A 15,915-nucleotide genomic window follows, 5' to 3' on the forward strand; every position below is an offset into this window, starting at 1 on the left:
CGAACCGCTACCGAGGAGATGACCTCAGATGAACACCCTGGCGCAGCACTGGGACGGCGGCCCCGGCCCGTGGATCCTGCTCTTCCCGCTGATCTGGGCGGCCGTCGTGGTCGGCGTCGTGACGCTGCTGCGGCGCACCGTGTGGCGGGGGCGGCGCGGGCCCTGGCGGAGCGTTGGTGTCGACGAGAAGTCGCCGATCGCCGTGCTCGGCCACCGGTTCGCCGCCGGTGAGATCGACGAGGACGAGTACTGGCGCCGGCTCACCGTCCTGAACGAGGAGTTCGGCCGTCACGCCCACGAGGGCCGTGGCCGCAAGGGCGGTGCGGCATGAGCACCATGACCGGCACGGGGGTGCGCACCGCAGCCCGGGTCACCGACGCCGTGAAGGTCTACGGCTCCGGGGACACGGCCGTACGGGCCCTGGACGGGGTGAGCGTCGGCTTTCCGGCCGGGCGGTTCACCGCGATCATGGGCCCGTCGGGCTCGGGCAAGTCCACCCTGATGCACTGCGCGGCGGGCCTGGACACGCTGACCTCGGGGGCCGCGCACATCGGGGACACCGAGCTCGGTGCCCTGGACGACCGGCGGCTCACGCTGCTGCGGCGCGACCGCATCGGCTTCGTCTTCCAGGCGTTCAACCTGGTGCCCACGCTGACCGTCGCCGAGAACATCACGCTGCCGATGGACCTGGCGGGCGCGCGCGGCGACGCCGCGTCCGCCGAGTGGGTCGATGCCCTCGTGGACGTCGTGGGCCTGCGCGACCGGCTGCACCACCGGCCGGCCGAGCTCTCCGGCGGACAGCAGCAACGCGTCGCCGTGGCACGGGCGTTCGCCGGGCAGCCCGACGTCGTCTTCGCCGACGAACCCACCGGCAACCTCGACTCGCGCTCCGGGGAGGAGGTCCTCGGCCTGCTCGGGCGGGCCGTGCGCCAGATGCAGCGCACGGTCGTCATGGTCACCCACGACCCGGTGGCCGCCGCCCACGCGGACGAGGTCGTCTTCCTCGCCGACGGGCGCCTGGTCGACCGCATGGCCGCCCCGACGGCCGACAAGGTCTTGGACCGCATGAAGGCGTTCGACGGGACCGGCGAGCCGGCCTCGCGCGCCCAAGGAGGCGACACGCCATGAGCTCCCTCGGCGCCACCACCCGCATCAGCCTCGCCTCGCTGCGCGGCCACAAGCGGCGCTTCGCGGGCACCTTCCTCGCCGTGTTGCTGGGCGTCGCCTTCCTGGCGGGCACTCTCGTCATGGGCGACACCCTGCGCGCCAGCTTCGACACGATGTTCGGCAATGCCGCCAGCGGCACCGACGCCGTCGTCCGCAGCGCCGACACCATCACCGCGTCCGGCGAGACCCAGGGCGTGCGCCGGCCCGTCCCCACCGACCTCGTGGGCAGGCTGGAGAAGGTGCCCGGCGTCGCCGCCGTCGCGCCCAGCATCCAGGGCGCGGGCCAGCTCGTCGGCAAGAACGGCAAGCCGATCGGCGGCGAGGGCCCGCCCACCCTCGCGGGCAACTGGATCGCCGACAAGGACCTGAACCCGTATCAACTCGCACAAGGACGCGCCCCGTCGAGGTCCGGCGAGGTCGTCATCAACCGCGGCGCCGCCGAGACCGGCGACCTGAGGATCGGCGATACGACGACGCTGCGCACCCCCGACCCGGTCCAGGTCACCGTCGTGGGCCTCGCGACCTTCGCCGGCGAGGACGGCATGGCGCAGACCACCTTCACCGGCATGACCCGCGCCGACGCCGAGAAGTACCTGACCGCGAAGCCCGGCGAGGCCGCCACCATCCAGGTTCGCGCGGGTCCGGGCACCAGCCAGCAGGAGCTCGTCGACGCCCTGAAGCCCGCCCTGCCCAAGGGAGTCGAGGCCATCACCGGTGAGGCGTCGGCCGCGGAGAACACCGACAACATCTCCGGTCAGTTCCTCACCCTCTTCACCAGCTTCCTTCTGGTCTTCTCCGGAGTGGCGCTGCTCGTCGCCACGTTCTCGATCCACAACACCTTCGCGATCGTCGTCGCCCAGCGCACCCGCGAGAACGCCCTGCTGCGCGCCCTCGGCGCCGCCCGCCGCCAGGTCACCACGGCCACCCTGGTCGAGGCCACCGCGGTCGCCGTGGCCGCCTCCGCGGTCGGGCTCGCGGGCGGCATCGGCATCGCGGCCGGGCTGCAGGCGCTGTTCCCCGCCATCGGATTCCCCTTCCCCGAGGGCGACTTGGTGATCAGCCCGCTGTCGATGCTGCTGCCGCTCGCGGTCGGGATCGTGGTCTGCCTGTGCTCGGCGCTCGTGCCCGCGCTGCGCGCCGGACGCACCGCTCCGCTCGCCGCCCTGCGCGAGACGGCCGTCGACCACTCCGGCGCCTCGCGGCGGCGCGCGGTCCTCGGCGGTGCGCTCGCGCTCGCCACGGTCGGCCTCGCCTTGACCGGTGTCCTCGCGACCCCGTCGGTCTGGCTGGCCGGGGCCGGGGGAGTGCTCGCCCTGGTCGCGTTCGTGGTGCTCGGCCCGGTGGCCTCCTCCCGGGCGGTACGCGTCCTCGGCGGACCCCTCGACCGGCTGCGCGGCGTCACCGGCGGGCTCGCCCGGCGCAACGCGCTGCGCAGCCCCAAGCGGACCGCGGCCACCGCCAGCGCCCTGATGATCGGCGTCGCCGTCGTCTCGCTCTTCACCGTCTTCGGCGCCTCCCTGAAGGCCACCATGGACCAGACGGTCGCGCGCTCCTTCGCGGGCGACATCGCCGTCAGCACCCCGTCGTTCGGCGCGGGCGGCAGCGGGCTCAGCCCCAGGCTGGCCCCCGCCGTCGCCAAGAGCCCCGAGGTCGCGACCGCCGTCGGGCTCGGCCGGGGCGTGGCCGAAGTCGACGGCCGGGGAAGGGCGTTGACCGTCACTGACCCGACGCTGCTCGCCAAGTCCTTCGACCTAGGCAGGGTCGACGGCTCCATGAACCACCTCGGCGACGACGGCATCGCGATCACCCGCAGCGAAGCCGACAAGCAGCACCTGAAGGTCGGTGACACGGCCCGACTCGCCTTCACCGACGGCAAGAAGGAGCCCTTCACGGTCCGCGCCGTCTACGGGCAGTCCGAGCTGGCGGGCGACTACGTCATCACCCGCGCGGCCTGGGCACCGCACCGCACCCAGGACTCCGACACCCTCGTCTCGGTCACCTTCAAGGACGGTGTGAGCACCGACGACGGCAAGGCCGCGGTCAAGAAGATCGCGGCGGCGTACGGGAACCCCGAGGTGCAGACCCGCGGCGAGTACGCGCAGTCCTCGGCGGGCGGCATCGACATGATGCTCACCCTCGTCTACGCGCTGCTCGCCCTGGCCGTGGTCATCGCCCTCCTCGGCATCGCCAACACGCTCACCCTCGCCGTCCACGAACGCACCCGCGAACTCGGCCTGCTGCGCGCCGTCGGACAGACCCGGGCGCAGCTGCGGGCCATGGTGCGATGGGAGTCGGTCCTGGTCGCGGCGTTCGGCACGGCGGGCGGTCTGGCTCTCGGCGGCTTCCTCGGCTGGGTCCTGGTCAAGGCGTCGGACGGCACGACCGCCACGGCCTTCGCGTTCGCGGTGCCGCCGGTCCAGCTCACCGTGGTCGCCCTGGTGGGCCTGGCCGCGGGCGCCCTGGCGGGGATTCGCCCGGCGCGCCGGGCCGCTCGCCTGGACGTCCTTGGGGCCATCGCGACCGAATGACGTCCGCGCGGGCGCACAGGGGTCGTCCGCGCGGACTTGCGGGAGAGCGGGTCACCGCCCGGTCAGCCGACAACGGCCGACCGGGCGGGAGCGTATTCCGCGGTTGCTCCGTACACCGGGTACGCGGGCAGGGCCACGGCGGGGGAGGGCGCAGGCAGTGTGAACCAGACGATCTTCCCGGCGTCGCCCTGCGGGCGCACCCCCCAGCTCTCGCTCACCGCGGCGACCATGGCGAGCCCGCGGCCGCTGGTGGCGAAGGGCTCCGCGTCGCGCACCACGGGCAGGTGGGGGTCGTGGTCGTGGACGGAGATGGTGAGCCGGTCCAGGAGGAGCTCGATCTCCACGGTGCACACCTTGTCGGGCTCGGCGTGCCGGTGGACGTTGGTCAACAGCTCGGTCACGCCTAGGGCGGCGTGGTCTATCAAGGGATCGAGATGCCAGTAGCGCAACTGCGCAGAGACGATTCTGCGGACCTGGCCGATCCGCGACGGCAGGGCTTGTAGCTCTACCGTGCAATGCCTGCTCGGCTGGCTGATCACGGCTGCGACTCCCCGAATTGAGGTCCGGAAGAAGACGAAGAGCGGATCCAGCAGCTGTCGCCGTCGGGGGTGGTGAGCGCGACCGCCTGCTGTCTGACCGGCGGGCTGGTTCGCAGCGTCATCGCCGGTAAACCCAGAGTGATGTGACACCAGAGTGACTCAGGGGGTGCGGGCGTGCAACTCGCACCAGGGCGCCGTGCGGAGGGACAGGGGGCAGTGCCTGTCGTGCGGATCGGACCCTAGGCCCGCGGCCGGTGCCCGGCGGCGGCGCGCACCGCCTCGATGAACCGGCGGGCCGAGGGCGGTCCGGGCTCCCCGGGAGCGGGGTCCTGCTCGCCGAGGGTGAGGCGGTAGCGCGTGCCGTTGACATCGACGGCGGCGAGGGCGCGGTCGTCGGAGGAGAACCAGGGCTTTCCGGCGCGTACCGCCTGCACCGGGGCGCTGTCGATCTCGCTGCCGTAACTGGTCAGCAACTGCAGCCTGCCGTCGCTGATCCGGACCTGACCGGCCCGGGTCAGGGAGCGCAGCCGCCGTCCGATCCGCACGCCCGTGGCCGTGAACTCCGGCTCCGCCATATCGCTCCGCCCCCTAGTGCCTGAATCGGACCGTCCCTGCGGACGATACCCATGTCCCGTGCGGTGCAGTCTGCACGCACCCGGGCTCGAGCACCAGTACGCACGACGGGCGTTGTGCCAGGCAAGGGCCCCTCGCGGCCGGAACCCGACACCCGCGCGAGGTGCCCCGTGCGCCTGCTCCGACTGGCCCCGCCAGGCACTCCTTTGAGACCCCCAAAGGCATGTTTATGCAGGTGAGAAGGGTGCGGAAGGTGTTTATGATCGAGACGTCCGGCCAGTTCAACCGGGGGTCGGCACGACGCGAAGGAGCCCCGCGGTGAGCACGACACAGCAGCAGCATCAGGTCGACGGCGCGATGGCCACACTGGACGTCGACCGCAGCGACGTCGCGTACCGGACATGGCTCAAAGAGGCCGTGCGCAAGGTCCAGGCGGACTCCAACCGCTCGGCCGACACTCACCTCCTGCGCTTCCCGCTGCCCGAGCAGTGGGGCATCGACCTGTACCTCAAGGACGAGTCGACGCACCCCACCGGCAGCCTCAAGCACCGCCTCGCCCGCTCGCTGTTCCTGTACGGGCTCTGCAACGGCTGGATCCGGCCCGACCGCCCGGTGATCGAGGCGTCCAGCGGCTCGACGGCCGTCTCCGAGGCGTACTTCGCGAAGCTGATCGGCGTGCCCTTCATCGCGGTGATGCCCCGCACGACCAGCGCCGAGAAGTGCCGCCTGATCGAATTCCACGGCGGCCAGTGCCACTTCGTGGACGACTCGCGCATGATGTACGAGGAGGCGGCCAAGCTCGCCGTCGAGTCCGGCGGCCACTACATGGACCAGTTCACCTACGCGGAGCGGGCGACGGACTGGCGCGGCAACAACAACATCGCCGAATCGATGTACCAGCAGCTGAAGTTGGAGCGCTACCCCGAGCCCGCGTGGATCGTCGCGACGGCCGGGACCGGCGGCACCTCGGCGACCATCGCGCGCTATGTGCACTACATGCAGCACGACACCCGCATCTGCGTCGCCGACCCGGAGAACTCCTGCTTCTTCGACGGCTGGGTCAACCACGACCCGGACGCCACGAGCGACTGCGGCTCCCGCATCGAGGGCATCGGCCGCCCCCGCATGGAGCCCAGCTTCGTGCCCGGCGCCGTCGACCGCATGATGAAGGTCCCGGACGCGGCGAGCGTCGCGGCCGTACGCGCCCTGGAGCAGGCCATCGGGCGCAAGGCGGGCGGCTCGACCGGCACCGGTCTGTGGAGCGCCCTGAAGATCGTCGCGGAGATGGTGGCGGCGGGCCGCACCGGCAGCGTCGTGACCCTCATCTGCGACCCGGGCGACCGCTATCTGGACAAGTACTACTCGGACGCGTGGCTGGCCGAGCAGGGCCTGGACATCACGCCGTACGCGCAGACGATCGACACGCTCCTGGCCACCGGCTCCTGGCCCGAGTGAGTCAACCGCGGTCGGTGGAGCGGGAGTCGGCGGCCGCGAGCCGCCGGTCCAGCGCGGTGACCGCGTCCCTGAAGGAGCGCCCGAGGCCCGCGCGGGCCAGCTTCACGGCGAAGCGGAAGGGCGCCGGGCCGTCGGCCGCGAAGGTCCACTGCACCCGGGTGCCGGTCGCGGCCGGGGTGAGGCGCCACTCCTCCAACAGGGCTCGCATCCCAGGGGCGTTGGTCTCGTCGACCCGGTAGGCGTACACCGCCGGATCCTCGGCGGCCATGATCGTCTCCTGGAAGCGCACACCGCCCTTGAGCCGGACCTCCCGGCCCGCGCCCTCCCTGGTGGGCCGGGCCACGGCGACCGAGGTGAACCACGCGGGCCACTCCGTCACGTCCAGGGCGAGCGCCCGGTAGACGGCCCCGGGGGGTGCGGCCACCTCACGGGCGAAGACCAGACGCAGGGGAGCAGACTCGACGAAGTCGAGCCCCACCGGGCGCAGTCGGCGTGCCATGGAACCCATCTCCCCAGCGGAATCGGGTGGTTGACCGGGCAGGGGTCACCATAGCTGAGGGTCCGTCAGATGTCTTCAGGGATCTCGGGGTCGACGGCGCCCGGCGACTCGATGATGCCGTCCTCGCCGGTGATCACCAGCTGGCGCAGCTGCTCGGAGATCTCGACACGCGCCTGTGCGGGCAGCCCCGCGTCCGTCACCAGGGTGTCCACCTGGTCCAGGGTGGCGAACGAACTCAGGCCCACCGTCCCCCACTTGGTGTGGTCCGCGACCACCACCACGCGCCGCGCGGACTGCACCAGGCGGCGGTTGGTCTCCGCCTCCGCGAGGTTCGGCGTGGAGAGCCCGGCCTCCGTCGATATGCCGTGCACCCCGAGGAAGAGCACGTCGAAGTGGAGCGCCCCGATGGCCTGGTCCGCCACCGGCCCGACCAGCGAGTCCGACGGGGTGCGCACGCCGCCCGTCAGGACCACCGTGGCGGCGCCCTGGCGCTGGCCCGCGCTGCGCTGCGCGGAGTGGAAGACGTCCGCCACGCGCACCGAGTTGGTCACCACCGTCAGGTCCGGCACGTCCAGGAGGTGCTGCGCGAGCGCGTACGTCGTCGTGCCGCCGGACAGCGCGATCGCCGTACCCGGGCTCACCAGGGTGGCCGCGGTGCGCGCGATGTCCTCCTTGGCGCTCAGCTCCAGGCCCGACTTCGCCTCGAAGCCCGGCTCGTGCGTGCTGGCCTCGACCACCGGGACCGCGCCGCCGTGCACCTTCTCCAGGACTCCCTGGCGGGCGAGGGCGTCCAGGTCGCGGCGGACCGTCATGTCCGACACGCCCAGTTTCCGGGTGAGTTCATTGACGCGGACCCCGCCGCGGCGGCGCACCTCGTCCAGGATCAGGGCGCGGCGCTGCTCGGCGAGGAGGTTCTGATTCTCGCTCACGTCAGGTCCGGCCCTTCTGCCTCGTACTGTCCCGTTCCGCCTCGTCACACCCTCGCGCTCGTCACGTCCGTCGCGAAAGGCAGCTTCATCCTCGCACGGGCCACCGGCGCGCGGACCACCGCCCGGAGTCGATCCGACACGGAACGGGGAGATTACGTGACGAGGGGTGCGCCGGGGGCCGGGAGCCGAGATCCTTGGAGTCCTCGTCACACGCCTCTCGGGGGACGCAACAGTGAAGCGTGCCGCAGCGGACCAGTCCGCCACAGAGAAGACCACGGCCGAGCCCGGCCCCCTCACCGCACCGGAACAGGCGCCCGGCGCCCCGCGCGCGGGGACACCCGACCAGGCGGCGATCGCCCTGGAGCTGCTGGTCCACGGAGTCGGGGGCACCACCCCCGAGGAGATGCTCGGCGACCCCAGGACCGTGCGGATCTCCGGCGACGAGACGGCGGCCGTCTTCCGCCGCACCGAGGACGCCGACGCCGAGCAGCGGCCCGGGGACTACGAGGGCAAGCCCGTCCCGGAGGCGTACGTCTGGTGCAACCTCACCTCCGGCAACGGCGCCCGCGCCCTGTGGCTGCTCCTGCTGCCCTTCATGGTCGTCAACCTCGCCCACTGGATGCGGCCCACCTCGCGACGGCGACGGCGCACCGTCCGCGTCTACGGCCTGCTGGTGCGCCTGACCGGGCTCACCCTCACCGTGCTGCTCGTCGCCGCCGCCTGCGAGGTCGCGCTCGACCTGGTGGCCTGGCAGTGCGCGGGCGCCCCCGACTGCTCCCGCGACCGCTCCTGGCTCGGCTTCCTGACGACCGCCGACGGCAGCGGCGGCTGGTGGACCCAGCCGGGCCGCCGCCTCGCGCTCGCCGCCCTCGTCCCCGCCGGGCTCACCGGACTGCTCTGGTACCTCTCGCAGCGCACCTGGAGCGCGTACGAGTCCGTGCAGCCGCTGCCCCACCAGCCCGACCCCGAGGAGGAGACCAGCCGCACCGCGCTCGCCAGGCCCGGCTTCTGGTACGGGCGCCGCCTGGTCGCCCGGCTGCGCGCCGCCCACACCGCCGCGGGCTTCCTCACCGTCGCCGCGGCCGTCGGCTCCACGGCCGCGCACCACGACCGGCACGAGGCGGGCCCCGCCCTCCTGGACGCCCTGGGCCGGGCGCTGGACACAACGTACGTACTGGGCGCGGTAGTTGTGGTCTGGGTGGTGTGCCGCAGGGGCCGCAGCGAGAACCGCCTCGACCGCACCCTCGACAGCACCCTGATCCGCCGGCTGCCCCTTGCCGCCCTTTCGCTGCTGGCCCTCACGCTCCTGTACGCGGGCTGGTCGCGCCCCGACTGGACGTCCGAGGGCCGGCTGCCGGGCAACGCCACCTTCGGGGGCATCGCCCTCGTCCAGGGCCTCCTCGTCGTCGCCCTCGCCGTGGCCGCCCTGCTCCTGCACCGCACCGCACCCGACCGCCGGACCGCCATCAAGGGCCTCGGCGGACCGGCCACGGCGATGCTGGCCTGCGCGCTCGGCGGCGTGATGTCCGGCGGCGGCGCCCAGCGCGTCGCCGACTGGCTCGACGGCGCGCACGGCTCCATCGACGGGCCGCCCGTCCTGCTCACCTGGCAGGCATCGGTGATCCCCCCGCTCCTGGCCGTCGTCGCCGGGCTCTGCGCCTTCCTCGGCGTCCGCACCTGGCAGCGCAAGAAGGAAGAGGTCGCCTTCGTAGTGCGCGACTACGAGGGGGAGCGCGAGGACAAGGAGCGCACCCAGCGCATCGCGGGCACCCGCGCGCGGGCCCTGCTCACCGACCGCGTGCCCCTCCTGGTCGGCGTCATCTCCGCCGTGACCCTGCTGCTCGGCGCAGGAGCCCTCGTGGGCGCCTGGATCAGCGACAAGGTCCCCGGACGGGCCGCGCGCCACGCGCCCGACGTCGTCGAGGGCGCGGCCCAGACCTCGCAGGCGCTCGGCTCCTGGATGATCGGCTTCGGATTCATACTGTTCGTCACCTGGGCCCGGCGCGCCTACAAGGACCCCTCCGCCCGCCGCACCATCGGCATCCTCTGGGACGTCGGCACCTTCTGGCCGCGCGCAGCCCACCCCTTCGCGCCGCCCTGCTACGCGGAGCGCGCCGTGCCCGACCTGACCTGGCGCATGCACACCTGGACCCGCACGACCGGCGGCCGCCTCGTCCTGTCCGGCCACTCCCAGGGCAGCGTGCTGGCAGCGGCCGCCGTCTGGCAGCTGCGCCCCTCCGTGCGCAAGCGGGTCGCCCTGCTGACCTACGGCTCCCCGCTGGAGCGCCTCTACGGCCGCTGGTTCCCCGCCCACTTCGGGCCCGCCGCCCTCACCGCGCTGCACCGCGAGGCCGCCTGCTGGCGCAACCTCTACCGCACCACCGACCCCATCGGGGGCCCCGTCCGCCTCTCCGGCGACTGCGCCCCCCAGGTCGACCGCGCCCCGCTCAAGGACCCCCTCGCCTACGGCCGCACCGAACAACACCCGCTGCCCGCACCGATCCTGGGCCACGGCGAGTACCAGGCCGACCCCGCCTTCGACGAGGAGCGGGCCCACCTCCTTGCCCGCCTCAAGCCGGGCGTGCCCGCACCGCGCGAGGCGACGCCACCGGAGCCCGGGCAGCCGGAGCCCGGGCAGCCGGGGCCCGGACGACCGGGGCCCGACGCGGCTACGGAAGGTCCGGCAGATCCTCCGGGAACAGCAGGGTGAGGTCGTCCGTGCTCGGCTCCTCGAGCTGAGCGACCCGGCCCGCGTGCCGCTCCACCATGGCCTCGAAGGTCTGCCGCGCGGTACGGCCGTTGCCGAACGCGGGGCCCTTCGGGATCGCCGTGAAGTACTTCAGGAGCGCCTCGCCCGCACCCGCCCCGAGGCGGTACTCGTGCTCGTCGGCCTGCTGCTCCACGATGCGCAGGAGCTCCTCGGGTGCGTAGTCGCCGAAGGTGATGGTCCGTGAGAAACGGGACGCCACACCGGGGTTGACCGAAAGGAAGCGCCGCATCTCCTCCGTGTAGCCCGCGACGATCACCACCACCGCGTCCCGCTGGTCCTCCATCAGCTTCACCAGCGTGTCGATGGCCTCGCGCCCGAAGTCCCGCCCCGAGTCCTCCGGCGAGAGCGCGTACGCCTCGTCGATGAACAGGACGCCGCCGTGGGCGCGTTGGAACGCCTCCTGCGTGCGGATCGCCGTCGAGCCGATGTGCTCGCCGACCAGGTCGACCCGGGACACCTCCACGAGGTGGCCCTTCTCCAGGACACCGAGCGAGGCGAGGATCTCCCCGTAGAGGCGCGCCACCGTCGTCTTGCCCGTGCCGGGGGAGCCGGTGAACACCAAGTGCCGCCGTGCGGAGGCCGCCTTGAGGCCCGCCTGCTGGCGGCGCCGCCCCACCTCGATCATGTCGGTGAGGGCACGCACCTCGCGCTTGACGCTCTCCAGGCCCACCAGCGTGTCGAGTTCACCCAGGACCTCCTTGGAGGAGCGCGTGTCCTGGGCGGGCGGCGCGGGCTCCTCGGGGGCCGGTCGGCTCAGGGCGTGCTGGCCGGGGATCGAGCCGAGCAGGCCCGCCGTCTCCGTGGCCCTCTGCTGCGCCACGGGCTCCGCCGCCGCGGGCCGCACCCCGCCGCTCTCGTCGCTCGTGCAGTCCTCCACGAGCGGGCCGTCCTCGGAGAACTCGTAACCCCCGCGCGCACACCGCTCCGTACGGCACTTCTTCAGCGTCGTGCGGCAGCCGTCGATGATGTGGAAGCCGTAGCCGGCGCTGTCCGTCACCCGGCAGCTGTGCAGGGTGCCGCGGCCGTCCGCCGAGACATAGAACCCGGCCTCCGCGGCGCCCGTGACCGTGCATCGCTCGATCGTGGGATCGGCGCCCTTCGTGACGATCACGCCCGTCTGGGTGCCCTCGAAGGTGCAGCTCGCGAGGGTGCCGCCGCTGCCGTGGTCCCGGAACCAGGCGCCCGTCGCGGCCTCGCGGACATGGCAGTCGTCGAGCTGCGCCGTCGCGCCGTCGCTCACCGAGACCGCCGTGTTGCGTACGTGGAAGAGCTTGCTGTCGACGACGTCGGCGCGCGAGCCGCGGTCCAGGACGAACAGGGCGTCCGGGACGTCGTGCACCGTGCAGGACTCCAGGACGGCGGTCGCCCCGTCGCTGACCCACACCGCCGGGTAGTCGCCCGTACTGTCGTGGATCTCGCACTGGTTGGCGTCCACGCGCGTGCCCGGGTCCCACACCGACAGGCCGTTGCGGCCGAACTGGCGGACCTTGGAACGGGTCAGCGTGAGCACCGAGCGGGAGCGCAGATCGACCGCGTTCTCCGGAATGTCGTGGATGCGGCAGTCCGCGAGGGTGAGCACCGCGTCCGTGTCGAGCGTGACGCCGTCGGCGGTCGTGCGGTGCACGGCGCAGTCCGTGAGGTGCGCCGCGGCGCGTGCGGTGATGTGCACGCCGGTGCCCTTGACCTCGTACACCTCACAGCCGATGGCCTCGAGCCCGGTGTGCTCGCCGGTCACCGTGAGGCCCGCGCCCGAGGCGTGGTGCACCCGGCAGCGCTCCAGACGCGGATGCCCGCCGCCGCGCACCGAGACCCCCGCCTGCCCGGCCGCGACGACCTCGCACTCCTCGAACAGACCGCCCCCGCCGTCGAGTACGGCGATGCCGATCCCGCCGGGGTTGTCGACGGTGCAGCGGCGCACCGTCGGCCGGGCGCCGCCGCGCACCTCGATCCCGACGGCCGACCGCGTCACGATCCGTACGCCGGTGAGCTCCGGTGCCCCGTCCTCCACGAGCAGCGCGGGCGCCGCCGCGTCCTGCCCCTCCACGTGCAGGTCCTGCACGACGGCGGAGGCGCGCACCGTCAGGGGCACCCCGTCGACGGGCGCGATGCGCACGGAGCCGGGGGAGCCCTCCGGGCCGCGCAGCGTCACCGCGCGCTGCACGACGAGGTTCTCGCGGTAGGTGCCGGGGGTGACGGTGAGGACGTCCCCGTCGCTCGCGGCCTCCAGGGCGGCGGCCAGCGAGGCGTATTCGCCCGTGCGGCGCCGCCACCGCGAGGTACCCGTGTGCGTCACCTGGACCGTGCCCTGTGCCATGGAGTTGCTCTGCCCCCACCTCGTCGTACGCGGGACCTTGCCTCGTCCGGCGGGGGACTCGTGCAAGAAGCCGAAGAGTTCGGCCGGTCCACCGTAGCGCGCGCGGGGCGGGCGAGTTGACCCGATGGCCGGGCTCTCACCAGGTCACCCGCGCATCCTCACGGAGTCGGAGGAGCGTCAGGAGCCGGTGCCGGTGCGGCCCCAGTCCGGTCCGGCCTGCGCCCATGCCTGGTCCCAGCGCGCGTAGCGCCGCCGGATCAGACGCCACACGATCAGCCGCCTGGCCCCCTCGACCAGGCCCGTGGTCGCGGCGGCGGCGCCGAGGCCCGCGAGCGCGGCGTGCGTCGTCGCCGTCGGGGAGTCCAGGGGGCGGCCGACGATGCGGCCGTGCCGGTCGGTCCAGAGCTTGAACGGGTCACCGGCGTGCGGGGACTTGAGGTCGGCGACGACCGTGCCGGAGTGGGAGGTGCCGTCCGGGGCCGTCCAGGCGGCGAGCACGCGGCTGTGCGCGTCCCGCCGGGTGGCCGTCTCGGGATCCGGGTCCAGGGGTGGCTGGCGCACCTCGCGCACGACCGTCGCGGTGATCTGCTGCCGGGCCGCGCGCTGGTCGCGCACCGCCCGCTGCAGGGCGTTTCCCGTCAGGACCCCGGAGAGGATTCCGGCCAGCGGGACGGCGACGACGAGGAGCAGAAGGGCGACGAGCGCCACCCATGCCTCGACGCGGTCGGTCCCGCGGCGCAGCGGGTTGTGCCGCCAGCGCCAGAGTCCGGCGATTGCTCGCACAGTCCGCACCCCCTACGGCATTCTCGGCGACGCTCGACCTTTCTCAACGTCCGCACCACACGGAGGAGTTCCCCCACGGAGCCCGGCTATTCGAGGATCTTCAGCGGATCGCCGATTCTGATCGCTCCCGTCGCTTCGGGGATGAGATTCTGCCCGAAGACCAACTTGTCGCCGATGCGCCGGTGCCGGGCGAGCGACATCAGCGGCTCCTTGCCGCGCGCCGCCGAATCCTGGTCCGTGGTGGTCACGACGCAGCGGCCGCACATCTTGACGACGCGGAAGGTCAGCTCGCCGATGGCGATGCGGGTCCAGTCGTCCTCGGCCCACGGGTCCGTTCCGGACACGACCACATTCGGCCGGAAGCGGTTCATGGGCAGCGGGCCCTCGTGCGGATGACGGCCCTGTGCGATCAGGGCGTTGAGCGCGTCGAGCGAGGCCGTGGTGGTGATCAGGAGCGGAAAGCCGTCGGCGAAGCTGACGGTCTCGCCGGGCCGGGCGTACTCCGGGTCGACGGGACGGCGCCGCGCGGGGTCGTCGAGGTGCACGAGCCGGACGTCGACCCCCAGGTACGCGCTGAACCAGGCATGCGCCGCCGCGTCGGCGGGCACCGCGTCGATCTTGTCCCGCCAGACCTCCACCGGGACGGTGAGGAGGGGCTCGGGCACGGCGACGGTGAGCGGCTCCCGGCCGGGCGCGGACAGCCGGAGGCCGCCGCCCGGCAATGCCTCGGCGGCGGCCAACGCGAGCCGCGGATGGGCTCGTTGCGTCAGGAAGCGCCCCGCGTCGTCGACCAGCAGCCAGCGTCTGTCCCCGGCGAGCCCCCAGGGCTCCACGACGGCCTCACGCGGTGCGTGCCCCCTGGCCGCCTTGAGGGGGTAGAAGTGGAGCGATTCGACAACTGGACGTCCCATGGACCCATCCTGCCAGCAGTACCCGACAGGGGAGCCCGATGCGGTCGCCCGCTCAGTAGCCGCGGTACGGGCGGTTGTACGGGTCCTCGTAGGGCGCGGGCGCCGGGCGGGGCGCCGCGGGGCGCATCGCCTCGTAACCCGTGCCGGTCGCGGGCCGCTGGGGCTGCGCGCCGGGGTAGCCGCGCGGGGCGGCCGCCTGCTGCGGGATGTAGGGCGCGGGAGCCTGCTGCAGCGGGGCCTGCGGACCCGGCGCGTAGCCGTATCCGGCCTGCTGGGCCGGTGACGGGGCGGCGGGCAGCGCGGGCAGGGCCACGGGCAGGGCGGGCAGGTGGCTGCCCGTGTCGTACGCGGAGGGGACCCGGATCGGGGCGATCTGCGGGGTGCCGCGTTCAGCGACGAGCGAGTCGTAGATCGGGGTGTCCGGGAAGGACGGCGCGGAGTAGTAACCGCCGCCATAGGTGGAGCGGGGGGAGGTCATGCGTCATAAGTTAAGCCCACGATGTGCTGGTTGGGGAGACCGATAAGAGGGTTGTTTTGCGTGTCGACAGTGAACGTGGATCCCCAATGCGAACGAACCTGGCAAAAATCGGTCGCTCACAGTCGTAGGGATCGTGTAAAAGCCACGCCCCCAACGGGTTACCGCCGGTCCGGCGGGAGTTGACTCGGGGGTCTGCGCGGGGCTGCGGGCAGGGGGCGCGCGGGCCCGCCGCGGGCCTCTTCGTGCATCGGTTCGCGGCCCAGGTAATAGGTTGGGCATGGATCGGTCGATGGCCCACCAGGGCCCACACCTTGCGATGGGGGCGGACATGTCAATGCCTAAAGGATCGAATGTTCCCGTGCCCGCACCTGCGGTGCGGGTCGAATTGGCATGGGGCTCCGGACCCGGAGTGCCCGACGCCGACGCTTCGGCGTTGTTGTTGAGCGCTTCCGGAAAGGTGCGTTCGGACGCCGACTTCGTCTTTTACAACCAGCCGCAGCACTCCTCCGGAGCGGTGCGGCACGAGGGCAAGCAGAACGCCGGGGGGCGCGTCACGGACACCCTCGCCGTGGACCTGGCGCGGGTGGAGGGCGACATCGACAAGGTCGTGCTCGCCGCGTCGGCGGACGGCGGGACGTTCGGGCAGGTGCCGGGGCTGAGCATCCGGGTCCTGGACGCCGCCGACGGCCGCGAGATCGCGCGCTACGACAGCGCCGACGCCACGGTCGAGACCGCCTTCGTGCTGGGCGAGTTGTACCGGCGACAGGGAGCCTGGAAGTTCCGCGCGGTCGGACAGGGATACGGCAGCGGGCTCGAAGGGCTCGCGACGGATTACGGCATCACGGTGGACGAGCCCGCCCAGGCCGCCCCGCCCCAGGCTGCTCCCGCTCCGCCGCAGGCCGCGCCCACCCCGCCTCCTGCCCCGATGCCCGCCTCGCCCCCGCCCCCGGTAGTGCTGCACCGCCGAGT

Annotated in this window: 14 protein-coding genes; 6 read left to right on the forward strand and 8 right to left on the reverse strand. The window is 73.0% G+C overall.

The annotated features are described in order from the left end of the window. The first annotated feature begins 28 nt into the window (after positions 1–28). The 3 genes from ACQB60_RS43790 to ACQB60_RS43800 are packed head-to-tail and all read left to right on the forward strand — an operon-like array spanning position 29 to position 3,695. On the forward strand, positions 29–331 hold the full coding sequence (locus ACQB60_RS43790) for an SHOCT domain-containing protein (protein ID WP_496931685.1): 303 nt from the start codon (positions 29–31) through the stop codon (positions 329–331). Next, the gene (locus ACQB60_RS43795; protein WP_496931686.1) at positions 328–1,128 is read left to right on the forward strand and encodes an ABC transporter ATP-binding protein; all 801 of its coding nucleotides are present in this window, start codon (positions 328–330) and stop codon (positions 1,126–1,128) included. Before ACQB60_RS43790 ends, ACQB60_RS43795 begins: the two co-directional genes overlap by 4 nt. Beyond that, positions 1,125–3,695 (forward strand): ABC transporter permease, encoded by a 2,571-nt coding sequence (locus ACQB60_RS43800; protein ID WP_496931687.1) that lies wholly within the window; start codon positions 1,125–1,127, stop codon positions 3,693–3,695. Before ACQB60_RS43795 ends, ACQB60_RS43800 begins: the two co-directional genes overlap by 4 nt. 62 nt (positions 3,696–3,757) lie before the next feature. On the opposite strand, the gene ACQB60_RS43805 is transcribed toward ACQB60_RS43800, so the two are convergent. Together ACQB60_RS43805 and ACQB60_RS43810 are read right to left on the reverse strand one after the other, a co-directional pair. After that, positions 3,758–4,234 (reverse strand): ATP-binding protein, encoded by a 477-nt coding sequence (locus tag ACQB60_RS43805; protein ID WP_496931688.1) that lies wholly within the window; start codon positions 4,232–4,234, stop codon positions 3,758–3,760. Positions 4,235–4,473: 239 nt separating this feature from the next. Continuing rightward, on the reverse strand, positions 4,474–4,809 hold the full coding sequence (locus ACQB60_RS43810) for a hypothetical protein (protein WP_384834241.1): 336 nt from the start codon (positions 4,807–4,809) through the stop codon (positions 4,474–4,476). Between the two features lie 355 nt (positions 4,810–5,164). On the opposite strand from ACQB60_RS43810, the gene cds1 reads away from it, so the two are divergent. Beyond that, a complete protein-coding gene (gene cds1 / locus ACQB60_RS43815) occupies positions 5,165–6,262 on the forward strand; it encodes an L-cysteine desulfhydrase Cds1 (protein ID WP_496931702.1) in 1,098 nt (365 codons plus the stop codon). Between the two features lies 1 nt (position 6,263). Here cds1 and ACQB60_RS43820 read toward each other — a convergent pair whose 3' ends face one another. Together ACQB60_RS43820 and ACQB60_RS43825 are read right to left on the reverse strand one after the other, a co-directional pair. Further along, on the reverse strand, positions 6,264–6,761 hold the full coding sequence (locus ACQB60_RS43820; protein ID WP_496931689.1) for an SRPBCC family protein: 498 nt from the start codon (positions 6,759–6,761) through the stop codon (positions 6,264–6,266). 65 nt (positions 6,762–6,826) lie between these two features. Beyond that, a complete protein-coding gene (locus tag ACQB60_RS43825) occupies positions 6,827–7,690 on the reverse strand; it encodes a DeoR/GlpR family DNA-binding transcription regulator (protein WP_496931690.1) in 864 nt (287 codons plus the stop codon). Between the two features lie 232 nt (positions 7,691–7,922). Here ACQB60_RS43825 and ACQB60_RS43830 point away from each other — a divergent pair, with 232 nt between their 5' ends. After that, the gene (locus ACQB60_RS43830; protein ID WP_496931691.1) at positions 7,923–10,400 is read left to right on the forward strand and encodes a hypothetical protein; all 2,478 of its coding nucleotides are present in this window, start codon (positions 7,923–7,925) and stop codon (positions 10,398–10,400) included. Here the strand turns inward: ACQB60_RS43830 and ACQB60_RS43835 are convergent. The 4 genes from ACQB60_RS43835 to ACQB60_RS43850 all read right to left on the reverse strand — a co-directional run bounded on the left by ACQB60_RS43835 (position 10,360) and on the right by ACQB60_RS43850 (position 14,946). Continuing rightward, complete coding sequence (locus tag ACQB60_RS43835) at positions 10,360–12,774, reverse strand: right-handed parallel beta-helix repeat-containing protein (RefSeq protein WP_496931692.1); 2,415 nt, start codon at positions 12,772–12,774, stop codon at positions 10,360–10,362. The two genes, ACQB60_RS43830 and ACQB60_RS43835, sit on opposite strands and share 41 nt — an antisense overlap. Before the next feature lie 177 nt (positions 12,775–12,951). Next, positions 12,952–13,557, reverse strand: coding sequence for an Rv1733c family protein (locus ACQB60_RS43840; RefSeq protein ID WP_496931693.1), 606 nt, complete (start codon positions 13,555–13,557; stop codon positions 12,952–12,954). 86 nt (positions 13,558–13,643) lie between these two features. After that, positions 13,644–14,468 carry an MOSC domain-containing protein gene (locus tag ACQB60_RS43845; RefSeq protein WP_496931694.1) on the reverse strand — a complete coding sequence of 275 codons (825 nt, stop codon included), beginning with the start codon at positions 14,466–14,468 and terminating at the stop codon, positions 13,644–13,646. A 52-nt stretch (positions 14,469–14,520) separates the two neighbouring features. Continuing rightward, positions 14,521–14,946: a DUF6643 family protein gene (locus ACQB60_RS43850; protein WP_496931695.1), complete on the reverse strand. Its 426-nt coding sequence runs from the start codon at positions 14,944–14,946 to the stop codon at positions 14,521–14,523. Between the two features lie 328 nt (positions 14,947–15,274). Here ACQB60_RS43850 and ACQB60_RS43855 point away from each other — a divergent pair. Continuing rightward, positions 15,275–15,915 (forward strand): TerD family protein (locus tag ACQB60_RS43855; protein ID WP_496931696.1); only part of this gene is annotated, 641 nt, incomplete at its 3' end.

It is taken from the genome of Streptomyces odontotermitis (genome assembly GCF_050510915.1).
In the GTDB taxonomy this organism is placed as follows: Bacteria; Actinomycetota; Actinomycetes; order Streptomycetales; family Streptomycetaceae; genus Streptomyces.